21 protein-coding genes and 2 tRNA genes are annotated in these 19,783 nt (G+C 66.4%); 9 read left to right on the top strand and 14 right to left on the bottom strand.

The features are described from left to right. From ASF43_RS22000 to hemP, 5 genes are all read left to right on the top strand, one after another. Complete coding sequence (locus tag ASF43_RS22000) at window positions 1-222, top strand: bacterioferritin-associated ferredoxin (protein WP_082498065.1); 222 nt, start codon at window positions 1-3, stop codon at window positions 220-222. 197 nt (window positions 223-419) lie between these two features. After that, window positions 420-1,112 (top strand): energy transducer TonB, encoded by a 693-nt coding sequence (locus ASF43_RS21995; RefSeq protein ID WP_056185646.1) that lies wholly within the window; start codon window positions 420-422, stop codon window positions 1,110-1,112. A 22-nt stretch (window positions 1,113-1,134) separates the two neighbouring features. Next, the gene (locus ASF43_RS21990) at window positions 1,135-1,854 is read left to right on the top strand and encodes a MotA/TolQ/ExbB proton channel family protein (RefSeq protein ID WP_056185643.1); all 720 of its coding nucleotides are present in this window, start codon (window positions 1,135-1,137) and stop codon (window positions 1,852-1,854) included. Between the two features lies 1 nt (window position 1,855). Next, complete coding sequence (locus ASF43_RS21985; protein ID WP_056185641.1) at window positions 1,856-2,266, top strand: biopolymer transporter ExbD; 411 nt, start codon at window positions 1,856-1,858, stop codon at window positions 2,264-2,266. Window positions 2,267-2,412: 146 nt separating this feature from the next. Next, window positions 2,413-2,580: a hemin uptake protein HemP gene (gene hemP, locus ASF43_RS21980; protein WP_235578333.1), complete on the top strand. Its 168-nt coding sequence runs from the start codon at window positions 2,413-2,415 to the stop codon at window positions 2,578-2,580. 148 nt (window positions 2,581-2,728) lie between these two features. Here hemP and ASF43_RS21975 read toward each other — a convergent pair whose 3' ends face one another. Beyond that, window positions 2,729-3,136 (bottom strand): heme-binding protein, encoded by a 408-nt coding sequence (locus ASF43_RS21975; RefSeq protein ID WP_056185635.1) that lies wholly within the window; start codon window positions 3,134-3,136, stop codon window positions 2,729-2,731. Between the two features lie 180 nt (window positions 3,137-3,316). Here ASF43_RS21975 and ASF43_RS21970 point away from each other — a divergent pair, with 180 nt between their 5' ends. Both ASF43_RS21970 and ASF43_RS21965 read left to right on the top strand, forming a co-directional pair. After that, window positions 3,317-4,015: a Bax inhibitor-1/YccA family protein gene (locus tag ASF43_RS21970; RefSeq protein WP_056185632.1), complete on the top strand. Its 699-nt coding sequence runs from the start codon at window positions 3,317-3,319 to the stop codon at window positions 4,013-4,015. 125 nt (window positions 4,016-4,140) lie between these two features. Further along, window positions 4,141-4,512, top strand: a complete 372-nt coding sequence (locus ASF43_RS21965; protein WP_056185629.1) for a hypothetical protein — start codon at window positions 4,141-4,143, stop codon at window positions 4,510-4,512. Window positions 4,513-4,518: 6 nt separating this feature from the next. Here ASF43_RS21965 and rlmD read toward each other — a convergent pair whose 3' ends face one another. Genes rlmD through surE form a run of 5 tightly spaced genes read right to left on the bottom strand, consistent with a single transcriptional unit; the run spans window position 4,519 to window position 9,443 of the window. Further along, on the bottom strand, window positions 4,519-5,919 hold the full coding sequence (gene rlmD / locus ASF43_RS21960) for a 23S rRNA (uracil(1939)-C(5))-methyltransferase RlmD (RefSeq protein WP_056185624.1): 1,401 nt from the start codon (window positions 5,917-5,919) through the stop codon (window positions 4,519-4,521). 39 nt (window positions 5,920-5,958) lie between these two features. After that, a complete protein-coding gene (gene rpoS, locus ASF43_RS21955) occupies window positions 5,959-6,939 on the bottom strand; it encodes an RNA polymerase sigma factor RpoS (protein WP_082498064.1) in 981 nt (326 codons plus the stop codon). After that, the gene (locus tag ASF43_RS21950; protein WP_056185622.1) at window positions 6,936-7,883 is read right to left on the bottom strand and encodes a peptidoglycan DD-metalloendopeptidase family protein; all 948 of its coding nucleotides are present in this window, start codon (window positions 7,881-7,883) and stop codon (window positions 6,936-6,938) included. Before ASF43_RS21950 ends, rpoS begins: the two co-directional genes overlap by 4 nt. Before the next feature lie 13 nt (window positions 7,884-7,896). After that, window positions 7,897-8,667 (bottom strand): protein-L-isoaspartate(D-aspartate) O-methyltransferase, encoded by a 771-nt coding sequence (locus ASF43_RS21945; RefSeq protein WP_056185618.1) that lies wholly within the window; start codon window positions 8,665-8,667, stop codon window positions 7,897-7,899. Further along, window positions 8,667-9,443: a 5'/3'-nucleotidase SurE gene (gene surE, locus ASF43_RS21940; RefSeq protein WP_056185616.1), complete on the bottom strand. Its 777-nt coding sequence runs from the start codon at window positions 9,441-9,443 to the stop codon at window positions 8,667-8,669. Before surE ends, ASF43_RS21945 begins: the two co-directional genes overlap by 1 nt. Window positions 9,444-9,583: 140 nt before the next feature. On the opposite strand from surE, the gene ASF43_RS21935 reads away from it, so the two are divergent. After that, window positions 9,584-10,579, top strand: coding sequence for an NADPH:quinone oxidoreductase family protein (locus tag ASF43_RS21935; RefSeq protein ID WP_056185614.1), 996 nt, complete (start codon window positions 9,584-9,586; stop codon window positions 10,577-10,579). A gap of 13 nt (window positions 10,580-10,592) precedes the next feature. Here the strand turns inward: ASF43_RS21935 and ASF43_RS21930 are convergent, their stop codons facing one another. Then, window positions 10,593-13,136, bottom strand: a complete 2,544-nt coding sequence (locus ASF43_RS21930) for a bifunctional diguanylate cyclase/phosphodiesterase (protein ID WP_056185609.1) — start codon at window positions 13,134-13,136, stop codon at window positions 10,593-10,595. A gap of 188 nt (window positions 13,137-13,324) precedes the next feature. Between ASF43_RS21930 and ASF43_RS21925 the strand changes: the two genes are divergently transcribed. Further along, window positions 13,325-14,461: an SLC13 family permease gene (locus ASF43_RS21925; RefSeq protein ID WP_056185605.1), complete on the top strand. Its 1,137-nt coding sequence runs from the start codon at window positions 13,325-13,327 to the stop codon at window positions 14,459-14,461. A 54-nt stretch (window positions 14,462-14,515) separates the two neighbouring features. On the opposite strand, the gene ASF43_RS21920 is transcribed toward ASF43_RS21925, so the two are convergent. The 7 genes from ASF43_RS21920 to pgsA form a co-directional block, all read right to left on the bottom strand. Beyond that, window positions 14,516-14,591: transfer RNA gene (locus ASF43_RS21920), tRNA-His, on the bottom strand. A 38-nt stretch (window positions 14,592-14,629) separates the two neighbouring features. Next, window positions 14,630-16,558: a SurA N-terminal domain-containing protein gene (locus tag ASF43_RS21915; protein ID WP_056185788.1), complete on the bottom strand. Its 1,929-nt coding sequence runs from the start codon at window positions 16,556-16,558 to the stop codon at window positions 14,630-14,632. A gap of 59 nt (window positions 16,559-16,617) precedes the next feature. Then, window positions 16,618-16,693, bottom strand: a tRNA-Val gene (locus ASF43_RS21910). A gap of 14 nt (window positions 16,694-16,707) precedes the next feature. Next, window positions 16,708-16,980 (bottom strand): HU family DNA-binding protein, encoded by a 273-nt coding sequence (locus ASF43_RS21905; RefSeq protein WP_056185602.1) that lies wholly within the window; start codon window positions 16,978-16,980, stop codon window positions 16,708-16,710. A gap of 258 nt (window positions 16,981-17,238) precedes the next feature. Then, window positions 17,239-18,324, bottom strand: coding sequence for a tartrate dehydrogenase (locus ASF43_RS21900; RefSeq protein ID WP_056185598.1), 1,086 nt, complete (start codon window positions 18,322-18,324; stop codon window positions 17,239-17,241). Beyond that, window positions 18,321-19,211 carry a DMT family transporter gene (locus ASF43_RS21895; protein ID WP_056185596.1) on the bottom strand — a complete coding sequence of 297 codons (891 nt, stop codon included), beginning with the start codon at window positions 19,209-19,211 and terminating at the stop codon, window positions 18,321-18,323. The genes ASF43_RS21900 and ASF43_RS21895 overlap by 4 nt, the downstream gene beginning before the upstream one ends. Next, the gene (pgsA, locus tag ASF43_RS21890; RefSeq protein WP_056185594.1) at window positions 19,208-19,774 is read right to left on the bottom strand and encodes a CDP-diacylglycerol--glycerol-3-phosphate 3-phosphatidyltransferase; all 567 of its coding nucleotides are present in this window, start codon (window positions 19,772-19,774) and stop codon (window positions 19,208-19,210) included. Before pgsA ends, ASF43_RS21895 begins: the two co-directional genes overlap by 4 nt. Window positions 19,775-19,783 lie beyond the last annotated feature (9 nt).

Here is a 19,783-nt window from a genome sequence, read left to right as displayed (position 1 = left end):
ATGATCGTCTGCGTGTGCAACCGGATCTCCGACCGCGAAATCGTCCGCCATGTGCGGGCCGGTCTGGGCTTCGACGATATCCAGCTGGAGCTGGGTGTGGCGACGCAGTGCGGGCGTTGCGAAGGTTGCGCACGCGAGGTCGTCGAACAGTGCAGTCGCATGCATCCTGTCGCCGCCCTGCACAGCGCCATCACGCCGACGAACGCGGCCGCGATGTCATGATTTCCCAGCTCGCCACTCCCATCATGGAAGGCAGGGCATGGAATTTCTCGCGTTGGGCGGCAGTCTGATCCTCGTCGTCGGTTCGGCTTGGTGGATCTTCCACAGCTGACGACTCGACCGCTGCGCCCTGGTTGATGGGGCCACGCGTCCTGGTGCATGCCAGGCTGCCGAACCGGATCCTTTCTCTTCACCATGGCATGAGCACTTCTTCTTCTTCTCCCGGCCTGAGCCGCAATGTCGTGATTGGCGGCAGCGTGCTGGTGTTCCACGCCGCCGCCCTGTGGGCGCTGCAAAGCGGCCTGCTGATGCGCGCCGTGGAAGTTGTCGTGCCGGTCGAAATCCTGTCGCAACTCATCGAGCCGCCCAAGCCGACACCGCCTCCCCCTCCACCGCCGCCCGCGCCCCCCGTGCCCCCACGCCAGCCGGTCGTGCGGCCGAAAGCGCCCACGCTGCCTCCTCCTCCGCAGCCCATGGCCATCCCTGATCGCACGCCGGCGCCGGCCGCGCCGACCGGCGTCATCGCCCCGCCCGCGCCGTTGCCGCCGATCGAGCAACCAGTGGCTGCTGCGCCCCCACCCCCGCCCCCAGCACCGCCGGCGCCGCCACAGATCCAGCTGCCGTCCAGCGACGCCGCCTATTTACAGAATCCCAGCCCCGTCTATCCGGCCATCAGCCGTCGACTGGGTGAGCAGGGCAAGGTGCTGGTCCGCGTGCTGATCGGCACCGACGGCACTCCGGAACGCGTGGAGATCAAGCGCTCCAGCGGCTTCGAACGTTTGGATCGGGCGGCGACGGATTACGTCATGAAGTGCCGCTATGTCCCCGGCAAGGTCAACGGCGTGGTCCAGGCCATGTGGTACGAAGCACCCGTCAATTTCGTTCTCGAATAATCTTTTTTCTCTGGAGCTACTCATGGAATCGCATTTCGGCCTCGCCAACGTCTGGAACCAGGGGGATATCGTGACCAAGGGCGTGGCAGTGCTGCTGCTGGTCATGTCCCTGGCGTCCTGGATGGTCATCCTCATCAAGGCACTGGACATCATCCGGTACAAGAAGCACGTTCGCCAGGCCGAAGGCTTTTGGCACAGCGAAGATTTCGCTACCGGCCTGTCGAAGCTGGGCAAGGACCCGAGCAACCCCTTCCTGCGCCTGGCCGAAGAAGGCCGCGAAGCCACGGCCCACCACCGCAACACAAAGGCCCACCTGCACGACACCCTGGACATCAGCGATTGGGTGACGCGCTCGCTGCGCAACAGCATCGACGCCTTCACGGCACACGTGCAGTCCGGCTTGGCCATCCTGGCCTCCGTGGGCTCGACGGCGCCGTTCGTCGGCCTGTTCGGCACGGTCTGGGGCATCTACCACGCGCTGCTGGCCATCGGGCTGTCGGGCCAGTCGACCATCGACAAGGTGGCCGGCCCCATCGGCGAAGCGCTGATCATGACCGCGCTGGGCCTGGCCGTGGCCATCCCCGCCGTGCTGGGATACAACGCACTGGTCCGTGGCAACAAGTTCGTTCTGACCAAGCTGAACAGCTTCGCGCACGACCTGCACGCCTACTTCGTGACTGGCGCACGCGTGGCCAGCTCCAACGGCCCGGCCAACGTCGTGGCGATGAAGAAGGGCAGCTGATATGGCTTTCGGTACACAGGACGAAGCCGATGAGGTCATGAACGAGATCAACATGACGCCGCTGGTCGACGTCATGCTGGTGCTGCTGATCATCTTCATCATCACGATCCCGGTCATGAAGCACGCAGTCAACATCGACTTGCCGCGTGCCACGAACGAGCCGGAGCAGACCAAGCCGGAAACGGTGCGGCTCAGCGTGGCAGCCGATGGCAGCTACTACTGGAACGAGAACCGCGTGGAAGACGCCGAACTGCTGCCCCGCCTGCAGGCAGAGGGCGCCAAGGAACCGCAGCCAGAGCTGCACATCCGTGGCGACAAGGCCGTGCGGTACGAACGTGTGGCCCAGGCCATGGCAGCCGCGCGCCAGGCCGGCGTGCGCAAGATCGGCTTTATCACCGAACCGCAACCCTGAGTTCGTGAGGCCGAAGAGATTGTGTGGACGATGGCTTGACTTTCAATTGCGAATCATTATCATTAATCCATCGCAAGCTGATTCGAGGAATTCACACCATGTACGCTGCCACCCACTCTCTGATGTCGACAGGCGCCGGCGCTGCCATGCAGCGATTCCAGGCTTCAGGCCTGGCCCATCGTGCGGCTGTCGACGCTCTCTCAGTCGACAGCAACGAATTGCTGCGCGGCCACAAGGCCGTGGAGATCAAGCACAACGGGTCCACTTACCGACTGCAAACCACCAAACTCGGCAAGCTGATCCTGACCAAATAAGTTTCATCGTGGGGCGACTCAAGACTGATCTCAGTCTGCAAGGGTCGTTTTTGCTAGCCAACGGGCTTGCCCGACTAGCCAAGCTTTTTTCCCACGCACCATGACGAAAGCCGGCCCAGGAGCCGGCTTTGTCGTTTGGGCGAATGCCTTACAGGCCGATCGCCGCGATTCCTGCGCGTGCGATCTGCGCGTCTTCGGTCGACTTGACGCCGCTGACGCCCACAGCGCCGATGCAGTGGCCGTCCTTCATGATGGCCACACCGCCTTCGAGCAGGCCCTTGAGGTCCGGCGCGCTGAGGAATGCCGTGCGGCCACCGTTGACGATGTCTTCGTAGACCTTGCTGTCACGCCGCCCCAGGGCAGCCGTGTTGGCCTTGGCAGGCGCGATATGGGCCGAGATCGCGGGCGCGCCGTCCAGGCGTTGCAACCACAGCAGATGGCCACCGTCATCCACGATCGCGATTGTGACGGCCCAGGAATTCTTCGTTGCCTCGGCCTCGGCTGCGGCGGCAATCGATTTCAGGTCGGCGAGTTCCAGAAAGGACTTGGTTTTCATGACGAAATTGGAAAAGATGGATGGGCGTGGAGCATAAACGCTGCCCCTCGCCGCCGAACCTGCGGGCCCGGCCGATATCCCCCACGGAAATTAGGTAAGGCCATTCGTGATATTTCGGCTCCGCACTTGAATCACCCTAGAATTTCCGCATCTGTCCCTGTGACAAAGAAGGAGTTCTACATGACCGATCAAGTACGCACCTACGACGCCTCTGGCTACGGGTACGTCGTTTCGCAAGAGCAGCGCAATAAAGTGCTGCGTAACACCTACTGGCTGCTCGCGCTCAGCCTGCTGCCGACCGTCCTTGGCGCCTGGGTCGGCGTGAGCACCGGCATCACCGCCTCGCTGACGGGCGGACTCGGCCTGATCGTGTTCCTGGGCGGCGCATTCGGCTTCATGTTCGCCATCGAGAAGACCAAGAACTCCGCAGCCGGCGTCCCCGTGCTGCTGGCCTTCACGTTCTTCATGGGCTTGATGCTGTCGCGCATGCTGGCAATGGTGCTGGGTTTCAAGAACGGGTCCGAGTTGATCATGACCGCGTTCGGCGGCACGGCCGGCGTGTTCCTGGCCATGGCCAGCCTGGCCACCGTGATCAAGCGTGACCTCTCTTCCATGGGCAAGTGGCTGTTCGTCGGCGCCATCGTGCTGATGGTGGGCGGCATCATCAACGTATTTGTCGGCTCCACGGCAGGCATGATGGCCCTGTCGTTCGCGGCGATCGGCATCTTCAGCGCGTTCATGCTGTACGACCTCAAGCGCATCATGGACGGCGGCGAGACCAACTACATCAGCGCCACGCTGGCCCTGTACCTGGACATGTTCAACGTGTTCCAGAGCCTGCTGGCCCTGCTGGGCATCATGGGCGGCGAGCGCGACTGATCGACACGCGCCACTCGGCGATCTACAAGGGCCCTTCGGGGCCTTTGTCATTTGTGCGCAGAACTAACGCTCATACATCGGCCCTTGCTGCCGATAATGGACATATAGCCTTCCACACCACTGCCATGCACGTTCGCACCTTCGCCATCGTCACCATCGCCCTGCTGCTGGCCGGCTGCGAGATCCCGGGCATCTATCCCGACCCCAAGGCTGTGCAGCGCGAGGCCGATGCCAAGGCGACAGGCGGCGGCTGCCGCCACGCCCTGCGCGCGCTGGAGGACTGCTATGCGTTGAATCCGAAAGCGCCTCGTGCAGCCATCTTCACGGGCTGGAAGGACATGGACCAGTACATGCGCGACAACAAGATCGAAGGCGTGCAGGCCGTGATCGCGGCACCGGTCCAGAAGACGGAGGAGCGTGAAGAGTCCGTCGCCAGCACGCCAGAAAAGGCAGCCCCCGAACCCCGCGAGCGCCGCAGCGGCACGCGCGGGTCCTGATCGGGCTCACGCGCGCTCGAACTGCGCGATGCTCTCCACGTGGGCCGTGTGCGGGAACATGTTGACCGCGCCGGCTGCCACGCAGCGATAGCCCGCCTCGTGCACCAGCACGGCCGCATCGCGCGCCAAGGTCGCCGGGTTACAACTGACGTAGACGATGCGGGTCGGCGCCGCCCAGTCCGCATGGGCCGCTCCGGCGTGCAACGCGGCCAAGGCCTGCACCAGCGCGTGCGCCCCCTCGCGCGGCGGGTCGACCAGCCATTTGTCGGCCCGGCCGTCGGCTACGAGCTGTTCCGGCGTCATCTCGAACAGGTTGCGCGCGGCAAAGCGGGTCGGCGCCAACGGACCGAACACGCCGCGCTGGCCGGCGTTGACCTTGTAGTTCTCGCGTGAGCGCGCGACCAGCGTCTCGCTGCCCTCCACGCCGAGCACCTCGCGTGCACAGGTCGCCAGCGGCAGGCTGAAGTTGCCCAGGCCGCAGAACCAGTCGATCACGCGCTCGTGCGGCAGTACATCCAACAGGCGCAGGGCCCGGTGCACGAGCACGCGGTTGATGTGTGCGTTGACCTGCGTGAAGTCCGTCGGCCGGAACGGCATCACGATGCCGTATTCGGGCAAGCTGTAGCGCAGAGGGCGCCCACCCTCGTCGAGCAGGTGCACGGTGTCCGGGCCCTTGGGCTGCAGCCACCATTGCACGCCGTGCGTCTGCCCGAAGCTGCGCAGTTGCGCCAGGTCGGAAGCGCTCAGCGGCTCCATGTGGCGCAGCACCATCGCCGTGACGTCGTCACCCACGGCCAGCTCGATCTGCGGCAGCGTCTCGCGCGCGTCCATGCCACCGATCAACGCCCGCAGCGGAAGCAGCAAAGCACTCACATGCGGCGCCAGCACGCGGCATTCGCGCATGTCGGCCACGTAGCGGCTCTTGCGCTCATGGAAGCCCACCAGCACCTCGCCCTTCTTGCGCACGTAGCGAACCGACAGACGGCCGCGGTCGCGGTAGCCCCAGGCCGGGCCTTCGATCGGGCGCAACATGGTCTCGGGGCGGACCTTGCCCAGGTGCCACAGGTTGTCCTCCAGGACGCGCTGCTTCACGGCGACCTGGGCCGATACATGCAGGTGCTGCATCTTGCAGCCGCCGCAGGCACCTTCGTGCAGGCCGAAATGTGGGCAGGCCGGCCGCACGCGTTGCGAGGATTCGCGGCGGATGCTGAGGAGCGTCGCCTGCTCGAACTGGTTCTTCTTGCGGTACACGTTGGCGCCGACCTGCTCGAACGGCAGCGCGCCTTCGATGAACACGACCTTGCCGTCGGCGCGACGGGCCACACCCTGGGCTTCGAGGTCGAGGGAGACGACGTCCAACCAGGGACTCACGGATTCATCAGGGGGCATCGAGGCATCTTCTGTCATGCCTGGATTGTCTCAGGGCGGGCAAGGCCGCCTTCCCAGCTACAGCAGCGCGTCCTTGCCCACGCCGTTGCGGCCGAGGTGCTGCTTGAGTTTGCGCAAGGCCTCGTTCTGGATCTGCCGCACACGCTCGCGCGTCAGGCCCAGGCGCTCGCTTAGTGTGTCTAGCGTCTCGGGCTCGCGATCGTGCAGGCCGAACCGCCCGTCCAGCACCTCGCGCTCACGTGCGGACAATGTGCCGATCCAGACTTCCAGCAGCTGTTCGACCTCGTGCGCCTGCGTCACGCTGGAAGGATCGGCGGTCTGGTCGTCGGTCAGCGTGTCGGCCAAAGTGCCGCCGTCGTCGGAACGATCCAGTGTGGCGTCCAGCGAGCGTGGCGTTTCCGCCAGGGCCAGCAGGTCGGCAACCTCCTGCACCTCTCGCCCCAGCAGCGAGGCCACATCGTCCACGCGAACGCCGTCGGGTCGGATGGCCTGAAATGCGGAATCGTTCTCCAGCGTGCGGCGCGCCCGCAGCACCTGCTGCAGTTCGCGCACCACATGCACCGGCAGGCGGATCACGCGGCCTTGGTTCATGACGGCACGCTCGACCGACTGCCGGATCCACCAGGTCGCGTACGTGGAGAAACGAAAGCCGCGCTCGGGCTCGAACTTGTCGATCGCGTGCATCAGCCCGAGGTTACCCTCCTCGATCAAGTCGCTCAGGTGCACGCCGCGGCCCAGGTAGTTCTTGGCGATGCTGACGACGAGCCGCAGGTTGTGCTCGATCATGGACTGGCGCGCTTCGAAGTCGCCGGCCCGGGCCCGCGTGGCGACCTCGAATTCCTCGTCCGCTGTGAACAACGCGGTGCGGCGCACGTCGCGCAGATACAGCGTGAGGATGTCGCTGGACTCGCCGTCCGCAGCGAGGCCATCCAGAGGGATGTCGCGCGGCGCGGAAGTGGTGTCGGACGCTTCGGTGTCCGCAGCCGCTCTCAACGCATCCACCCGTTCGGGATTGCTGGATGCGTTGCGCTTTTTCATGGGGCTGGCCGAGCCGGCAGGTACTTCATGGGATCGACGGGCTTGCCCTGCCGCCGGATCTCGAAATGCAGCTTGACGCGGTCGGCATCGCTGCTGCCCATCTCCGCCACCTTCTGGCCCTTGCGCACCGTTTGGTCTTCCTTCACGAGCAAGGTCTGGTTGTGCGCGTAAGCGGTCAGGTACGTGTTGTTGTGCTTGAGGATCACCAGATTGCCGTAGCCACGCAGGCCGGCACCGGCGTAGACCACCTTGCCGTCCGCGGCCGCCAGCACCGCATCGCCAGCCCTGCCGGCCAGGTCGACGCCCTTGTTCTTGACTTCATCAAAGCCGCTGATCATGTTGCCGCTGGTCGGCCAGATGAAGGCCATGTCGTCGCCGTCACCACCGCTGGGCGCTGCCACTGGCGGTGCCATCGGCGCTGGTGCAGGCACTGCGCTGGCGACCGGCGCCGGCGGCGGAGCGACAGGTGCCGTCGCGACCGTCGTGCCAGGCCTGGGCGCACTCGAAGCCCCCGCCGGTCCGAGCGGCGTGGGGGCCGCCGCACTCGCTGGGGCCACCGGCCGCGTGAGCACACCGCCTTCGGCCGCTGCCACGCTGCTGGCCGGCGGTGGCGTGACACGCAAGGCCTGCCCGACCTCGATCAGGTTGGGATTCTCCATCGCATTCCAGCGTGCGATGTCGCGCCAGTTCTGGCCCGTGTCCAATCCGATGCGGATCAAGGTGTCGCCAGGCTTGACCGTGTAGTAACCGGGCTTTCCGGCATTTGGATCCACCGGCCGCGGCGCTTCGGCCGGCGCAGTTCCCAAGTTCTCACCCACGCTCGTGCCACGGCTTTCGACCGGTGCGCCACGCACGGGGGTGTTGCGGCTCGCGCATGCACCCAATGCCAGCACCGCTACCAGTGCCAACACCGTGTGCCACCGCCGAACCTTCAACACATCCATGAACAGACTCCCTTCAAGCAATGCCGGATTTTAGAGGGACAAAGTGCACGGCCTCGAGCTGCTGCTGACGCAAGCCTTGGGCTGTCCGATCGATCACGACGAGCGCCTGCTGGCCGCCCTGGCCTGCGACCGGAGCGACCAGGCGGCCACCCACGGCGAGCTGGTCCAGCCAGCTTTGCGGCACGGCCTCGCCGCCGGCCGCGGCAATGATCGCGGCATAGGGCGCGCCCTTGGCATAGCCCGCCATGCCGTCGCCGAACAACAGGTGCACGTTGGCCAAGCGAAACGGGCGCAGGTTCTCGCGCGCCTTTTCATGCAGGCCACGCAGCCGCTCGATGCTGTAGACCTCGCGTGCCAGCAGCGACAGGACGGCGGCCTGGTAGCCGCAGCCGGTGCCGATCTCCAGCACCCGGGCCGGCCTGCCCTCGCGCGCCAGATCGGCGCCCAGCATGAGTTCGCACATGCGCGCGACCACCGTCGGTTTGGAGATGGTCTGGCCCAGGCCGATCGGAAGGCTGGTGTCTTCGTAGGCCTGCGCGACCAGGGCACTGTCGACGAAGCGGTCACGCTCCACCGTGCCCATCGCCTGCAGCACCGCCGGCGACTGCACGCCAGCGGCCGCAAGCCGGCGCACGAGGCGCGCGCGCAGAGCACCGAAGTCCGCCCTGGCCGCAGCGACCGGCGCTGGGGCCGCGGCGGGCCGCGTTGTCGCGGATGTGGGTCTGCCGGGCGCAGCGCCGGGGGCGGTGGCCAGCTTTGCGGGAAAGCTCGGACGCGTGGCCATCAGCCGGCAGGCGCGTCCGATGCCGACACGCCGGACGCCACCTCGGCCCAGTGGGCCAGGCGCGGATGATCCGTCAGGTCCACCTGCAGCGGCGTGATCGTCACGTGGCCCTGGAGTGCGGCGTGGAAGTCCGTGCCCTCGGCGCCGTCTTTGGCAGCACCCGCGCCGCCGATCCAGTACATGGTCTCGCCACGCGGGCTGTCCATGGTGATGACGCGTTCGGCCGCATGCCGGCGCCCGAGCCGGCACACCTTGGCCGGCTTCAACTGGTCGAACGGCAGATTCGGAATGTTCACGTTGAGCAACCACGGCGTGCCGTCGATCACACGTTGGCGGATCAGCTGTTCGACCAGCGCGCGCGCGGTCGCGCCGGCTGCGTCCAGGTGCTGCCAACCTTTCTCCGTCTGCGAGAACGCAATGGCGGGAATGCCGAACAGGTAGGCCTCCATCGCGGCGCCAACGGTGCCGGAGTAGATGGTGTCGTCGCCCATGTTGGCACCGTTGTTGATGCCGGAGACCACGAGGTCGGGCCGGTAACCCAGCAGCCCTGTGAGCGCGATGTGCATGCAGTCGGCCGGTGTGCCGTTGACATAGCGAAAGCCGTTGGACGACTGGTGCACGTATAGCGGCGCGTGCAGCGTCAGCGCGTTGGATTTGGCACTGTTGTTCTGCTCGGGCGCGATGACCTCGACTTCGGCCACATCCTTCAGCGCTTCGTACAGAGCCGCGACGCCAGGAGCCTGGTAACCGTCGTCATTGCAAATGAGGATCTTCATGGGTTCGCTCGGAATGCGCGCATTGTAGGTGGGCCTATCGGCCATCGAGCCGGTCGCAACCGGGACAATCCAGCCCCGTCCGACGCACTGGCCGGTCCTATCATCCGGCCCATCTTGAAGGCCCAAACAAAGGAGACTCGATGCACGCATGGCTTTGCGAAAACCCGGTCGGGGTGGATGCCCTGGTCTGGAAGGAACTGCCCACGCCCACCCCTGGCAAGGGCGAGGTACTGGTCCGCATCCATGCGGCCAGCCTGAACTTCCCGGACCTGCTGATCGTCCAGAACAAGTACCAGATGAAGCCGCCCCTGCCCTTCGTGCCGGGCTCGGAATTCGCCGGGGTGGTCGAGGCCGTGGGCGATGGCGTGCAGCATCTGTCCGTCGGCCAGAACGTGGCCTGCCTGGCCGGCACCGGGGGCTTTGGCACGCATGCGCTGGCACCGGCCGCGCAGTGCATGCCCTTGCCGGCCGGCTTCCCGCATGTGGACGCGGCGGCCTTTATCATGATCTACGCCACCTCGCACCACGCCCTGGTGGACCGCGCGCAGCTCAAGGCTGGCGAGACGGTGCTCGTGCTGGGCGCCGCCGGCGGTGTCGGCACGTCGGCGATCCAGATCGCCAAGGCTCAGGGCGCGCGCGTGATCGCGGCGGCGTCCACCGATGAGAAGTGCGCTTTGTGCCGCTCCATCGGCGCCGACGAGACCATCAACTACACGCACGACAGCCTGCCGACGAATTTCCGCGAGGCCATCAAGAAGCTGACCGATGGCAAGGGCCCGGACGTGATCTACGACCCTGTGGGGGGCGACTTCGCCGAACCCGCGTTCCGCTCCATCGCCTGGCGCGGGCGTTATCTCGTGGTGGGCTTCGCATCCGGCCCCATCCCCACGCTGCCGCTCAACCTGACGTTGCTCAAGGGCGCCTCCATCGTCGGCGTGTTCTGGGGTGGCTTCTCGCGCCAGGAGCCCAAGGCCAGCGCGGCCGCGATGGCCGAGCTGGCGCAGTGGTATGCCCAGGGCAAGATCAAGCCGGTCATCGACAGCACCGTGCCGATGGCAGACTTGAAGACCGCCTATGCGCGCATGGGCTCGCGCGAGGTCAAGGGCAAGCTGGTCCTGGTCAACCCCGGGGCCTGAAGCTGCGCAGCACTCACGGGCGGCCCAGGCGCTGCCCGAACACTTCGGGCCGCAGCGGCCGGTCGAACAGGTAGCCCTGCGCGAACGTGCACTGCAGATGCCGCAGGCGCTGGGCGATGGCCTCGGTCTCCACACCTTCGGCCAGCACCGACAGGCCTAGGCTCTGCGCCAGCGAGATGATGCCGCGCACGATCGCGGCGTTGTCCGGGTCGTCGATCAGGTCGCACACGAAGGACCGGTCGATCTTGATCTTGTCGAACTTGAAACGGCGCAGGTAGGCCAGGCTGGAATAGCCGGTGCCGAAGTCGTCCATCGACAGCTTGATGCCCAGGGCCTTGAGCCGGCGCAAGGTCGCCATGACCGCATCGCCGTCGTGCAACAGCACGGTCTCGGTGAGCTCCAGTTCCAGCCGGTCCGGCGCAATGCCCGAGGCCACGAGCGCGGCCTCGACCTGTTGCAGCACCACGCCGCGCTGGAACTGCCGGGCCGACAGGTTGACCGCCATCATGAGTTCCGTGTGGCCGGCATCGTGCCACTGGCGCAGCTGCAGCGCCGCCGTCCTGAGCACCCAGCCACCCAGCGATTCGATGAGGCCGCAGTCTTCGGCGATCGGGATGAACAAGCCCGGCGGGATGGAGCCGCGCTCCGGGTCGTCCCAGCGGCACAGTGCCTCGGCGCCAACGATGCGCCCACTGGCCAGATGCACCAGGGGTTGGTATTCGAGCCGCAGCGCGTGCGTCTCGATGGCGCGGCGCAGCAGGGCCTCGATCTGCAATCGGTCGATGGCCGCCTCGTTCATGAGCGCGCTGGCGAACTGGTAGCCGGCCCGGCCGTTGCGCTTGGCAGCGAACATGGCGGCATCGGCGCGGCCGAACAAGGTGTCGAAGTCCATGCCGTCGCTCGGAAACATGGCAATGCCGGCGGACACCGAGACATTCACTGGCAACTCGCCCAGCACGACGGGCTGGCCGACCAAATCCATCAGCGCGCGCACGGCGTGGGCCGCCTCCGCCGTGCTCTGCACGCCCGGCAGCAGCAGCAGGAACTCGTCACCGCTCAGGCGGCCGATGATGCTGCGCTCGCGCATCAGGCTGGACAGGCGCGCGCCGATCTCGCGCAGCAGCTGGTCGCCGGCGCTGTGGCCGAGCGAATCATTCAGGTTCTTGAAGTTGTCCACGTCCAGCACCACCAGCGCCACGTGGTCGCCAGCCGCGCGCGCATGCTCCAGCGCCAGGCCCGCCTGCAGCGTGGCCTGCGTGCGGTTGGGCAGGCCGGTGATCGCATCCTTGCTCGACAGGTAGGCGATCTTTTCCTCGGCCGCCTTGCGCGAGCTCAGGTCGGAGAAGGCCGCCACGTAATGGGTGATTTCGTCGGTTGCGCGCTGGCGCAGGGCCGACAGGCTCAGCCACTGCGGGTACACCTCGCCGTTCTTGCGCCGGTTCCAGATCTCGCCGCTCCAGCGGCCCTGGTCGGCCAGCACGCTCCACATCTGCGCGTAGAAGGCGCGGTCGTGCTGGCCCGAAGCCAGGAACTTCGGGTCCAGGCCCAGCGCCTCGTCGGCCTGGTAGCCCGTGATCTCGGTGAAGGCTGCGTTCACCATGATGATGCGGTTGTCGGCCTCGGTGATGATGATGCCGTCGGTGCTCTGCTCCAGCACGCGGCCGGCCAGCTCCAGCTTGGTGGCCGCGATGCGCTGGTCGGTCACATCGCGCCGGACCACCAGCAAGTGCAGGCGCTGCCCGCGCCGGCCGAAGGTCGGCACCCGGATCACATCGTAGAAGCGCAAGTTTCCGTGCCCGTCGTCGCTGGTCTCCTGCGCATGCGAAATGCGGCCGGACTGCCAGGTGGCCTCCTCGGTCAATGCGCTATGGCGCAGGTCGACGCTAGCGGCATGGCCCGAGTCCGCCACATCTAGATTGGTCTGGCCGTGAGCGTCCTGCTCCGACAGTCCCAGCACGGCACGCGCCGTCGGATTGGCAAGCAGCCAGCGTCCCTCGCCATCCTTCAGGTAGACCATGTCCGGCAGATGCCGGAACACCGAGCCAAGCAACTTGTCGCGGTCGCGCAGGAGGCGGTGCGATTCGGAGTGGGCCGTGATGTCCAGTCCGATGCACCAGCGTGGGCCGGTCGGGCTGCCCAGCGCATCGATGGACGACCAGGCGATGCGGCGCTTGCCGGACGACTTGCTGTGCAGCGTCCACTCCAGGTCGCGGAAATTCGGCCCCCGCTCCAGGTAGTCCGCCGTCTTGCGCGCCAGGTACAGCGGCTCGGGGTACAGCAGTTGCATCGCGCCGGAATTGCCGACGATCTCCGAAGCGCTGTAGCCCGAGCAGCGCTCGCACTCGCGGTTCCAGTACAGCAGCGGCGCAGCCGCACCGATGTCGATGCAACACACCAGGACGGGCAGACTGTCGAACACCGCGATCAGATCGGCCGGCATGTCCGTGCGGCGGTCTGGCAAGTCCGCAGCGTTCTCGTCCAGATGGAAGTCATCGCCCACGACGGTGCCGCCTACGCTGGCGGTGGCTGACGATGAATCCACGGTGCTGCTGGCCACGCAATCTCCTGATGCTGCCGCCGCGCGAATGGCTCGCTCGATTCGCTCGCCAGGCACGCAGCGGAACGACGGACCGTAGCACATCCGCACCGCCCGCGCGGCGCAGGAGAGAATCCTGCCCTCCCTCTCGTGTCCCAGGCAAACAGCCCGGCATGCGCCCCCCGTCCCAACGTCCCGCAGTTGCGCCCATGCCCACCGCCGTCTCCCATCCCTCGAACCTGCCCGACGATGCGCCACAGGCAGGAGGCGGCAACACCCTGCTGTGGGTGCTCCTGGCCGTGGCCATCGGCCTGGCCATCTGGCAGCCGCGCGCGCCGCGCGAGTATTTGCAACTGGTGGACTGGCAGACCGTCGGCGCGCTGGCGGGCTTGCTGGCCATCACGCAGGGCGTGGAGCGCAGCGGCATGCTGCAGACCACCGCGCAACGCCTGCTGGCCCGCACCACCACGCTGCGCGGCCTGGCCATGCTGCTGACCGCAGCGGCGGCCCTGCTCTCTGCCCTGGTGACCAACGACGTGAGCCTGTTCCTGCTGGTGCCGCTCACGCGCGTGCTGGCCACGCAGGCGCATCTGCCGCTGGCGCGCCTGGTCGTGCTGGAGGCGCTGGCCGTCAATGCCGGCTCGGCACTGACGCCGATCGGAAATCCGCAGAACTTGTACCTGTGGCATCGCTCGGGCGAGAGCTTCTTCGGCTTCATGGGCATGATGGCGCCCACCGTCGGGGTCATGCTGTTCTGGCTGTTCGCGGCGGTATGGCTGCTGATGCCGCGCACGCCGATCGCGCTGAAGCCCGCAGCCGAGGCTGCGCCGGTGCAGCCTCGGCTGCTCGCGCTGGCGGGCGTATTGTTCGTGGCCTTCGTGGTGGCGCTGGACCGCCACTGGCTGGTGGCCGGCCTGGGCCTGGTGTTCGGCGCCTTCTTGCTGTTCGCGCCACGTGTACTGCGCGGCATCGACTGGGCGCTGCTGGCTATCATCGCGCTGATGTTCGTGGATCTGCGCCAGCTCGCCGAGCTGCCTGTCGTGGCCGCCTTGCTGCAGCGCTGGCCGATCGCCGAAGGCTGGCGCGCCTACCTGGCCGCCATCGTGGCGTCGCAGTTCATCAGCAATGTGCCAGCGACCATCCTGCTGGACGGCACCGTGCGCGACCTGCCGGCGCTGGCGGCCGGCGTAAGCGTCGGCGGCTTCGGCTGCGTACTGGGTTCGCTGGCCAACCTGATCGCGCTGCGGCTGGCCAAGCTGCCGGACGGCATGCGCGCGTTCCACCGCATCAGCATCCCGTTCCTGCTGGTCTGCGCGGCATCGGCCGCGCTGTTGCGACTGGGCTGACGCCGGGCATGAAAAAACCCCTGGGCCGTTGCCGGCACAGGGGTTTTCATGTTTTGGGGTGGCTGATGGGGCTCGAACCCACGACAACAGGAATCACAATCCTGGACTCTACCAACTGAGCTACAGCCACCGCGAAGCCGCAGAGTATAGCCCAAGAGAGCCAAGGCGCTAGGGCCTGGCCTGCAAATCCGTTGCCGTCGCCGGGGCCGGCACGTCGATGCGAACCTTGAACCGCTCCTTCAGCAAGTTGTAGTACGCCAGGCTCTCGGCCGTGGACCAGGCCTGCCCGTATTGCTGGCGCACCTGTTGCACGACAGCCGGATCCATGGGCTTGGCTGGCTCGATCTTGTCGACGCGCACCACGGCATATCCCTGCTCGGCCAGGTCCACGCCAACGACGGCGGGCAAGTTCGCAGGGTCGGCGCGCAGGGCGGCGTCCACGACCTTGGGTGGCAACTGGTGCGTGTCCTCGCGCGACACGACGATGGCCGCGGGCATCGTCGGCGTCTTGGAGGCATCCTTCCACTCGGCCACGCGCGCTTCGCCCTGCTTCTTGGCCAATTCGCCAGCGCGCTGGGCAATCCAGCCGGCCTGCACACGGTCGCGCACCTCGTCCAAGCCCAGTGTGCGGGCCGGCGAATGCTCGACCACGCGGGCGGACACGAGCTGGTTGGTGCCGGTCTCAATGGCCTCGGTGTTGCGCTTCTTCTCCGTCGCATCGGACGAGAAGATGGCGGTCAGCAGCTTGTCGTTGACCAGTACGCCCGTCGCACCGGGTGCCGGAACGGGCGCCACGGTCGCCGTGCGGATGTCCAGCTTGAGCTTGTCGGCCACGGGCTTGAGGCTGTCGGACTGCTCGTACACGGTGTTCGTGAACGTCTCGGCCGTCTCGGCATAGCTGCGCTGTGCCTGTTGCGCCTTGAGTTCGGCTTCCAGCTGCGGACGCATCTCTTCGAAGCTGGCCTGCTTGGGCTTGCGGATGTCGGTGAGCTGGATGATGTGGTAGCCGAAGTCGGACTCGACCACATCGCTAATGTCGCCCTTCTTCATCGCATAGGCCGCATCCTCGAAGGGCTTGACCATCGCGCCGCGCGCGAAGAAGTCCAGGTCTCCACCGCCTGGCGCCGAGCCCGTGTCCTGCGAGCTCTTGCGCGCGATGTCCGCGAAGCTGGCCGGCGCCTTGCGTACCTCGGCCAGCAACTCCTCGGCACGCGCCTTGGCCTTGCTGCGCTCCTCGGCCGAGGCGGACTTGGGCGCATTGACCAGGATGTGGCTGGCGCGGCGCTCTTCCTTGCCGGCCTGCTGCGCCATGTTCTGCTCGTAGTAGGTCTTGAGGTCCTGCTCGTTGACCGACATGCCCTTCTTGACGGCATCCAGGTCGAGCACCACGTACTCGATCTTTGCCTGCTCGGGCGCGCGGAACTGCGCCACGTGCTCCTTGTACCAAGCCTGCAGCTCGGCATCGGTGGGCTTGAGGCCAGCGGCGAAGTCGGTCGCCGGGAAACGCGCGACGCGCACTTCGCGCCGCTGCAGGAAGGCGCCGAAGGTCGTCTCCGCCGGCACGGCCGCGCTGATCGCCGATTCACCCAGGGCAGACATGACCTGGCGCGTGGACAACTGCTGGCGCACGTTGGACTCGAACATCTCGGGCGTCATGCCCTGCGCGCCCACGAGCATGCGGTAACGCTCCACGTCCAGCGTGCCGTCGGCCTTGCGCAATGCCGCGATGTTCGGGTCTTCCTGCAGCGTGCGGGCCAGGCGTGCGTCCGTGGTCACCAGGCGTTCCTTGTCGGCCGCCACGGCCATGACGCGGTCACGCACCAGCCGCTCCAGCGTCGCGTACTTCGCCTGGGGCGAGTCGAGCAGCTTGGGATCGATGCCAGGCGTGGACGCCATGATGCGCTGCACCTCGTTGCGGTGCGCGAAGTCCCACTCGGCCTGCTTGATCTCGGTGCCGGCCACCTTCGCCACCACGGCACCGCCTTCCTTCATGGAATTGGTGTAGCCCTCCAGTCCGAACAGCACGAACGAGGGAATGATGAGCAGGAACAGCAAGCCCATCATGAGCTTGGTGTGCTGGCGGACGAAATCGAACATGGAGCGCTCTCGCAAAAGAGAAAAGGCGAACAAACTGTTCGCCTCGACCTGGATGGGGGTGGTGGGTGCTGACGGTCTCGAACCGCCGACCTACGCCGTGTAAAGGCGCCGCTCTACCAACTGAGCTAAGCACCCCGCCTGCATCGGTGTCAGTTCAACGCATCTTTCAATGCCTTGCCTGGACGGAACTTGGGAACCTTGGCAGCCTTGATTTTAATCGCAGCCCCCGTGCGCGGATTGCGGCCGGTGCGGGCCGCGCGCTTGCCGACGGCGAACGTGCCGAACCCGACCAGCGACACAGTCCCGCCCTTTTTCAAGGTCTTCTTCACCGCCTCGATGGTGGACTCCAGAGCACGCGTGGCAGCGGCCTTGGAGATGTCGGCGTTGTTGGCGATGTGTTCGATCAGTTCAGACTTGTTCACGAAGGGTCCCTCGCATGGGTTGTGCTGTCATCTTGACAAGGAGTGTTTCCGCGGCTCGCGAATCAGCGGCGCGCAAAAGGCAAGGTGGGCGAAAACGTATGGGTGCGGCACCGTCTGCAAGGCATTGCGAGCACCGTGGGTGTCTCGCGGGCCAGGGGGCGTTCGGGCGGCGCGGAGGCGGATTCTAGACGCAATCCAGAGGGCGGCCAGGGCATTTCCCCCCTGTGGCCCGCGCTGTTTCCCGTGTTGCGCCCGGTATCAAAGTGCCGCGGCGATGGCCTTGCCCAGGTCGCTGGTCGAGGCCTTGCCGCCGATGTCCGGTGTGCGCGGCGCGCCGCTGCCGGGCTCCAGCACGGCCTCGATGGCTTTCAGCACAGCATCGTGCGCATCCTTGCGTCCGAGAAACTCCAGCATCATCGCGCCGCACCAGATCTGGCCGATCGGGTTGGCGATCCCCTGGCCTGCGATGTCCGGCGCCGAACCGTGCACGGGCTCGAACAGCGAGGGCGTGGTGCGCTCGGGATTGAGGTTGGCGCTGGGCGCGATGCCGATGGTGCCGGTGCAGGCGGGGCCCAAGTCGGACAGGATGTCGCCGAACAAGTTGGAGGCCACGACCACGTCGAAGAAGTCGGGCCGCTGCACGAAGTGCGCGGTCAGGATGTCGATGTGGAACTTGTCGAGCCGGATGTCCGGATACGCCTTGGCCATCGCGGCCACGCGTTCGTCCCAGTACGGCATGGTGATGGCGATGCCATTGGACTTGGTGGCGCTGGTCAAGTGCTTCTTGGGACGCGACTGGGCCAACTCGAAAGCGAACTTCAGCACGCGGTCCACGCCGATGCGCGACATCACCGTCTCCTGCATCACGATCTCGCGCGGCGTGCCCTCGTACATGCGCCCGCCGATGCTGGAGTACTCACCCTCGGTGTTCTCGCGCACGATGTACATGTCGATCTCGCCGGGCGCACGCGCGCTGCCATCGCGCCGCACGACCGGTGCCACGATGCCGGGCATGAGCCGCGCGGGGCGCAGGTTGATGTACTGGTCGAACTCGCGGCGAAACAGCAGCAGCGAGCCCCACAGCGACACATGGTCGGCGATCTTCTCGGGCCAGCCGACGGCGCCGAAGTAGATCGCGTCGTGTCCGCCGATCTGGTCCTTCCAGTCGTCGGGCAGCATCTTGCCGTGCTTCTCGCAGTAGTCCCAGCTGGAGAAGTCGAAGTGGTCGAACTGCAGGTCCATGCCGAACCGGCTGGCCGCGGCCTCCATGACGCGGATGCCTTCGGGCATGGTCTCCTTGCCGATGCCGTCACCGGCGATCACGGCGATGCGTTGCTTGCTCATGGTGTACTCCTTGGGTTGGTGGGCGCGCGCACGACCAGCGCGACGCCGAAGGCCGTCAGCGCGGTGCCGGCCAGGGTGAAAACGGTGATGGGTTCGGCGAACAGCGCCCAGGCCATGAGGGCCGTGGTCGGCGGCACCAGGTACAGCAGGCTCGTGACCGAGGTGGCCGCACCACGCTGGATCAGGATATAGAGCAACGAGCTGCCGCCCAGCGTCAGCACCAGCACCGACCAGACCATGGCGCCGAAGAAATCGGCGTTGTAACGGATGGCCTCAGTCTCGAGCAGCAGTGCCAGCGGCAGCACGACGACGAGCGCCGCTATGTTCTGCACGAAGTTGGCGGTGGGAACGGCACAGGGCTGCAGGTAATGCTTCTGGTACAGCGTGCCGATGGTGATGCTGGCGAGCGCCAGCAGCGCCAGCATGAAGTTCGCGGCATCGACCTCGCCATGGCCCAGCTTCTGCCAGACCACCAGCGCCAGCCCGCCGAAGCCCAGCGCCAGGCCCAGCCATTGCCGCACTGCCACCTGGCCGCCGCGCGAGGCGACCCAGATGGCCGTCAGCACCGGCTGCAACCCGACCAGCAGCGCCACCAGCCCGGCGCCCATGCCCAGCTTGACGGCGGCCCACACACCACCGAGGTAGCCCGCGTGCATGAAAACGCCGGTGACCATCAGATGCCACCATTGCCGGCCACCGCGCGGCCAAGCCGCCCGCGCCAGCTGCGCCCAGGCGCCGAAGCACAGCACGGCCAGCGCGAAACGCATGGCCAAGAACTTGAGCGGGGGCGCCTGCGGCATGCCGTAGCGCGCCACGATGAAACCGGTGCTCCAGATCAGCACGAACACCACCGGCATGGAACGCACCCAGCCGCTGGTCGCGCTCATTTGGCGCGGGCCCGAATCTCCGGGATGGCCTTTTGCAGGTAATAGACCATGGACCAGACCGTGAGCACAGCGGCGATCCAGATCAACCAGAAGCCCCAACGCCCGGTGTGGATCTGGCCGAACACCACCCCGTCGTACAGCAGGAACGGGATGGCCACCATCTGCATGACGGTCTTGAGCTTGCCGATCATGTGCACGGCCACGCTGCGCGAGGCGCCGATCTGCGCCATCCATTCGCGCAGCGCCGAAATGGCGATCTCGCGGCCGATGATGATCAGCGCGACGAACACGTCGGCCCGGTTCAGGTGCACCAGCACGAGCAGGCTCGCACACACGAGGAACTTGTCGGCGACAGGATCGAGGAAGGCGCCGAAGGCCGAGGTCTGGTTGAGCCGGCGCGCGAGGAAGCCGTCGAGCCAGTCGGTCGCGGCGAACACGACGAACATCACGGTGGCCACGAGGTTGGCCATCTCGGGCGCGATCGGCAGGTAGAACACCCCGATGATCAACGGGATCGCCACGATGCGCGTCCACGTCATGATGGTTGGGATGGTCCAGAACATGGCGGCGAT

It is taken from the genome of Pseudorhodoferax sp. Leaf267 (assembly GCF_001422405.1).
GTDB lineage: Bacteria > Pseudomonadota > Gammaproteobacteria > Burkholderiales > Burkholderiaceae_C > Pseudorhodoferax.
The sequence above is the reverse complement of the archived record's forward strand: the minus strand, read 5'-3'. Positions and strand labels throughout refer to the sequence as shown.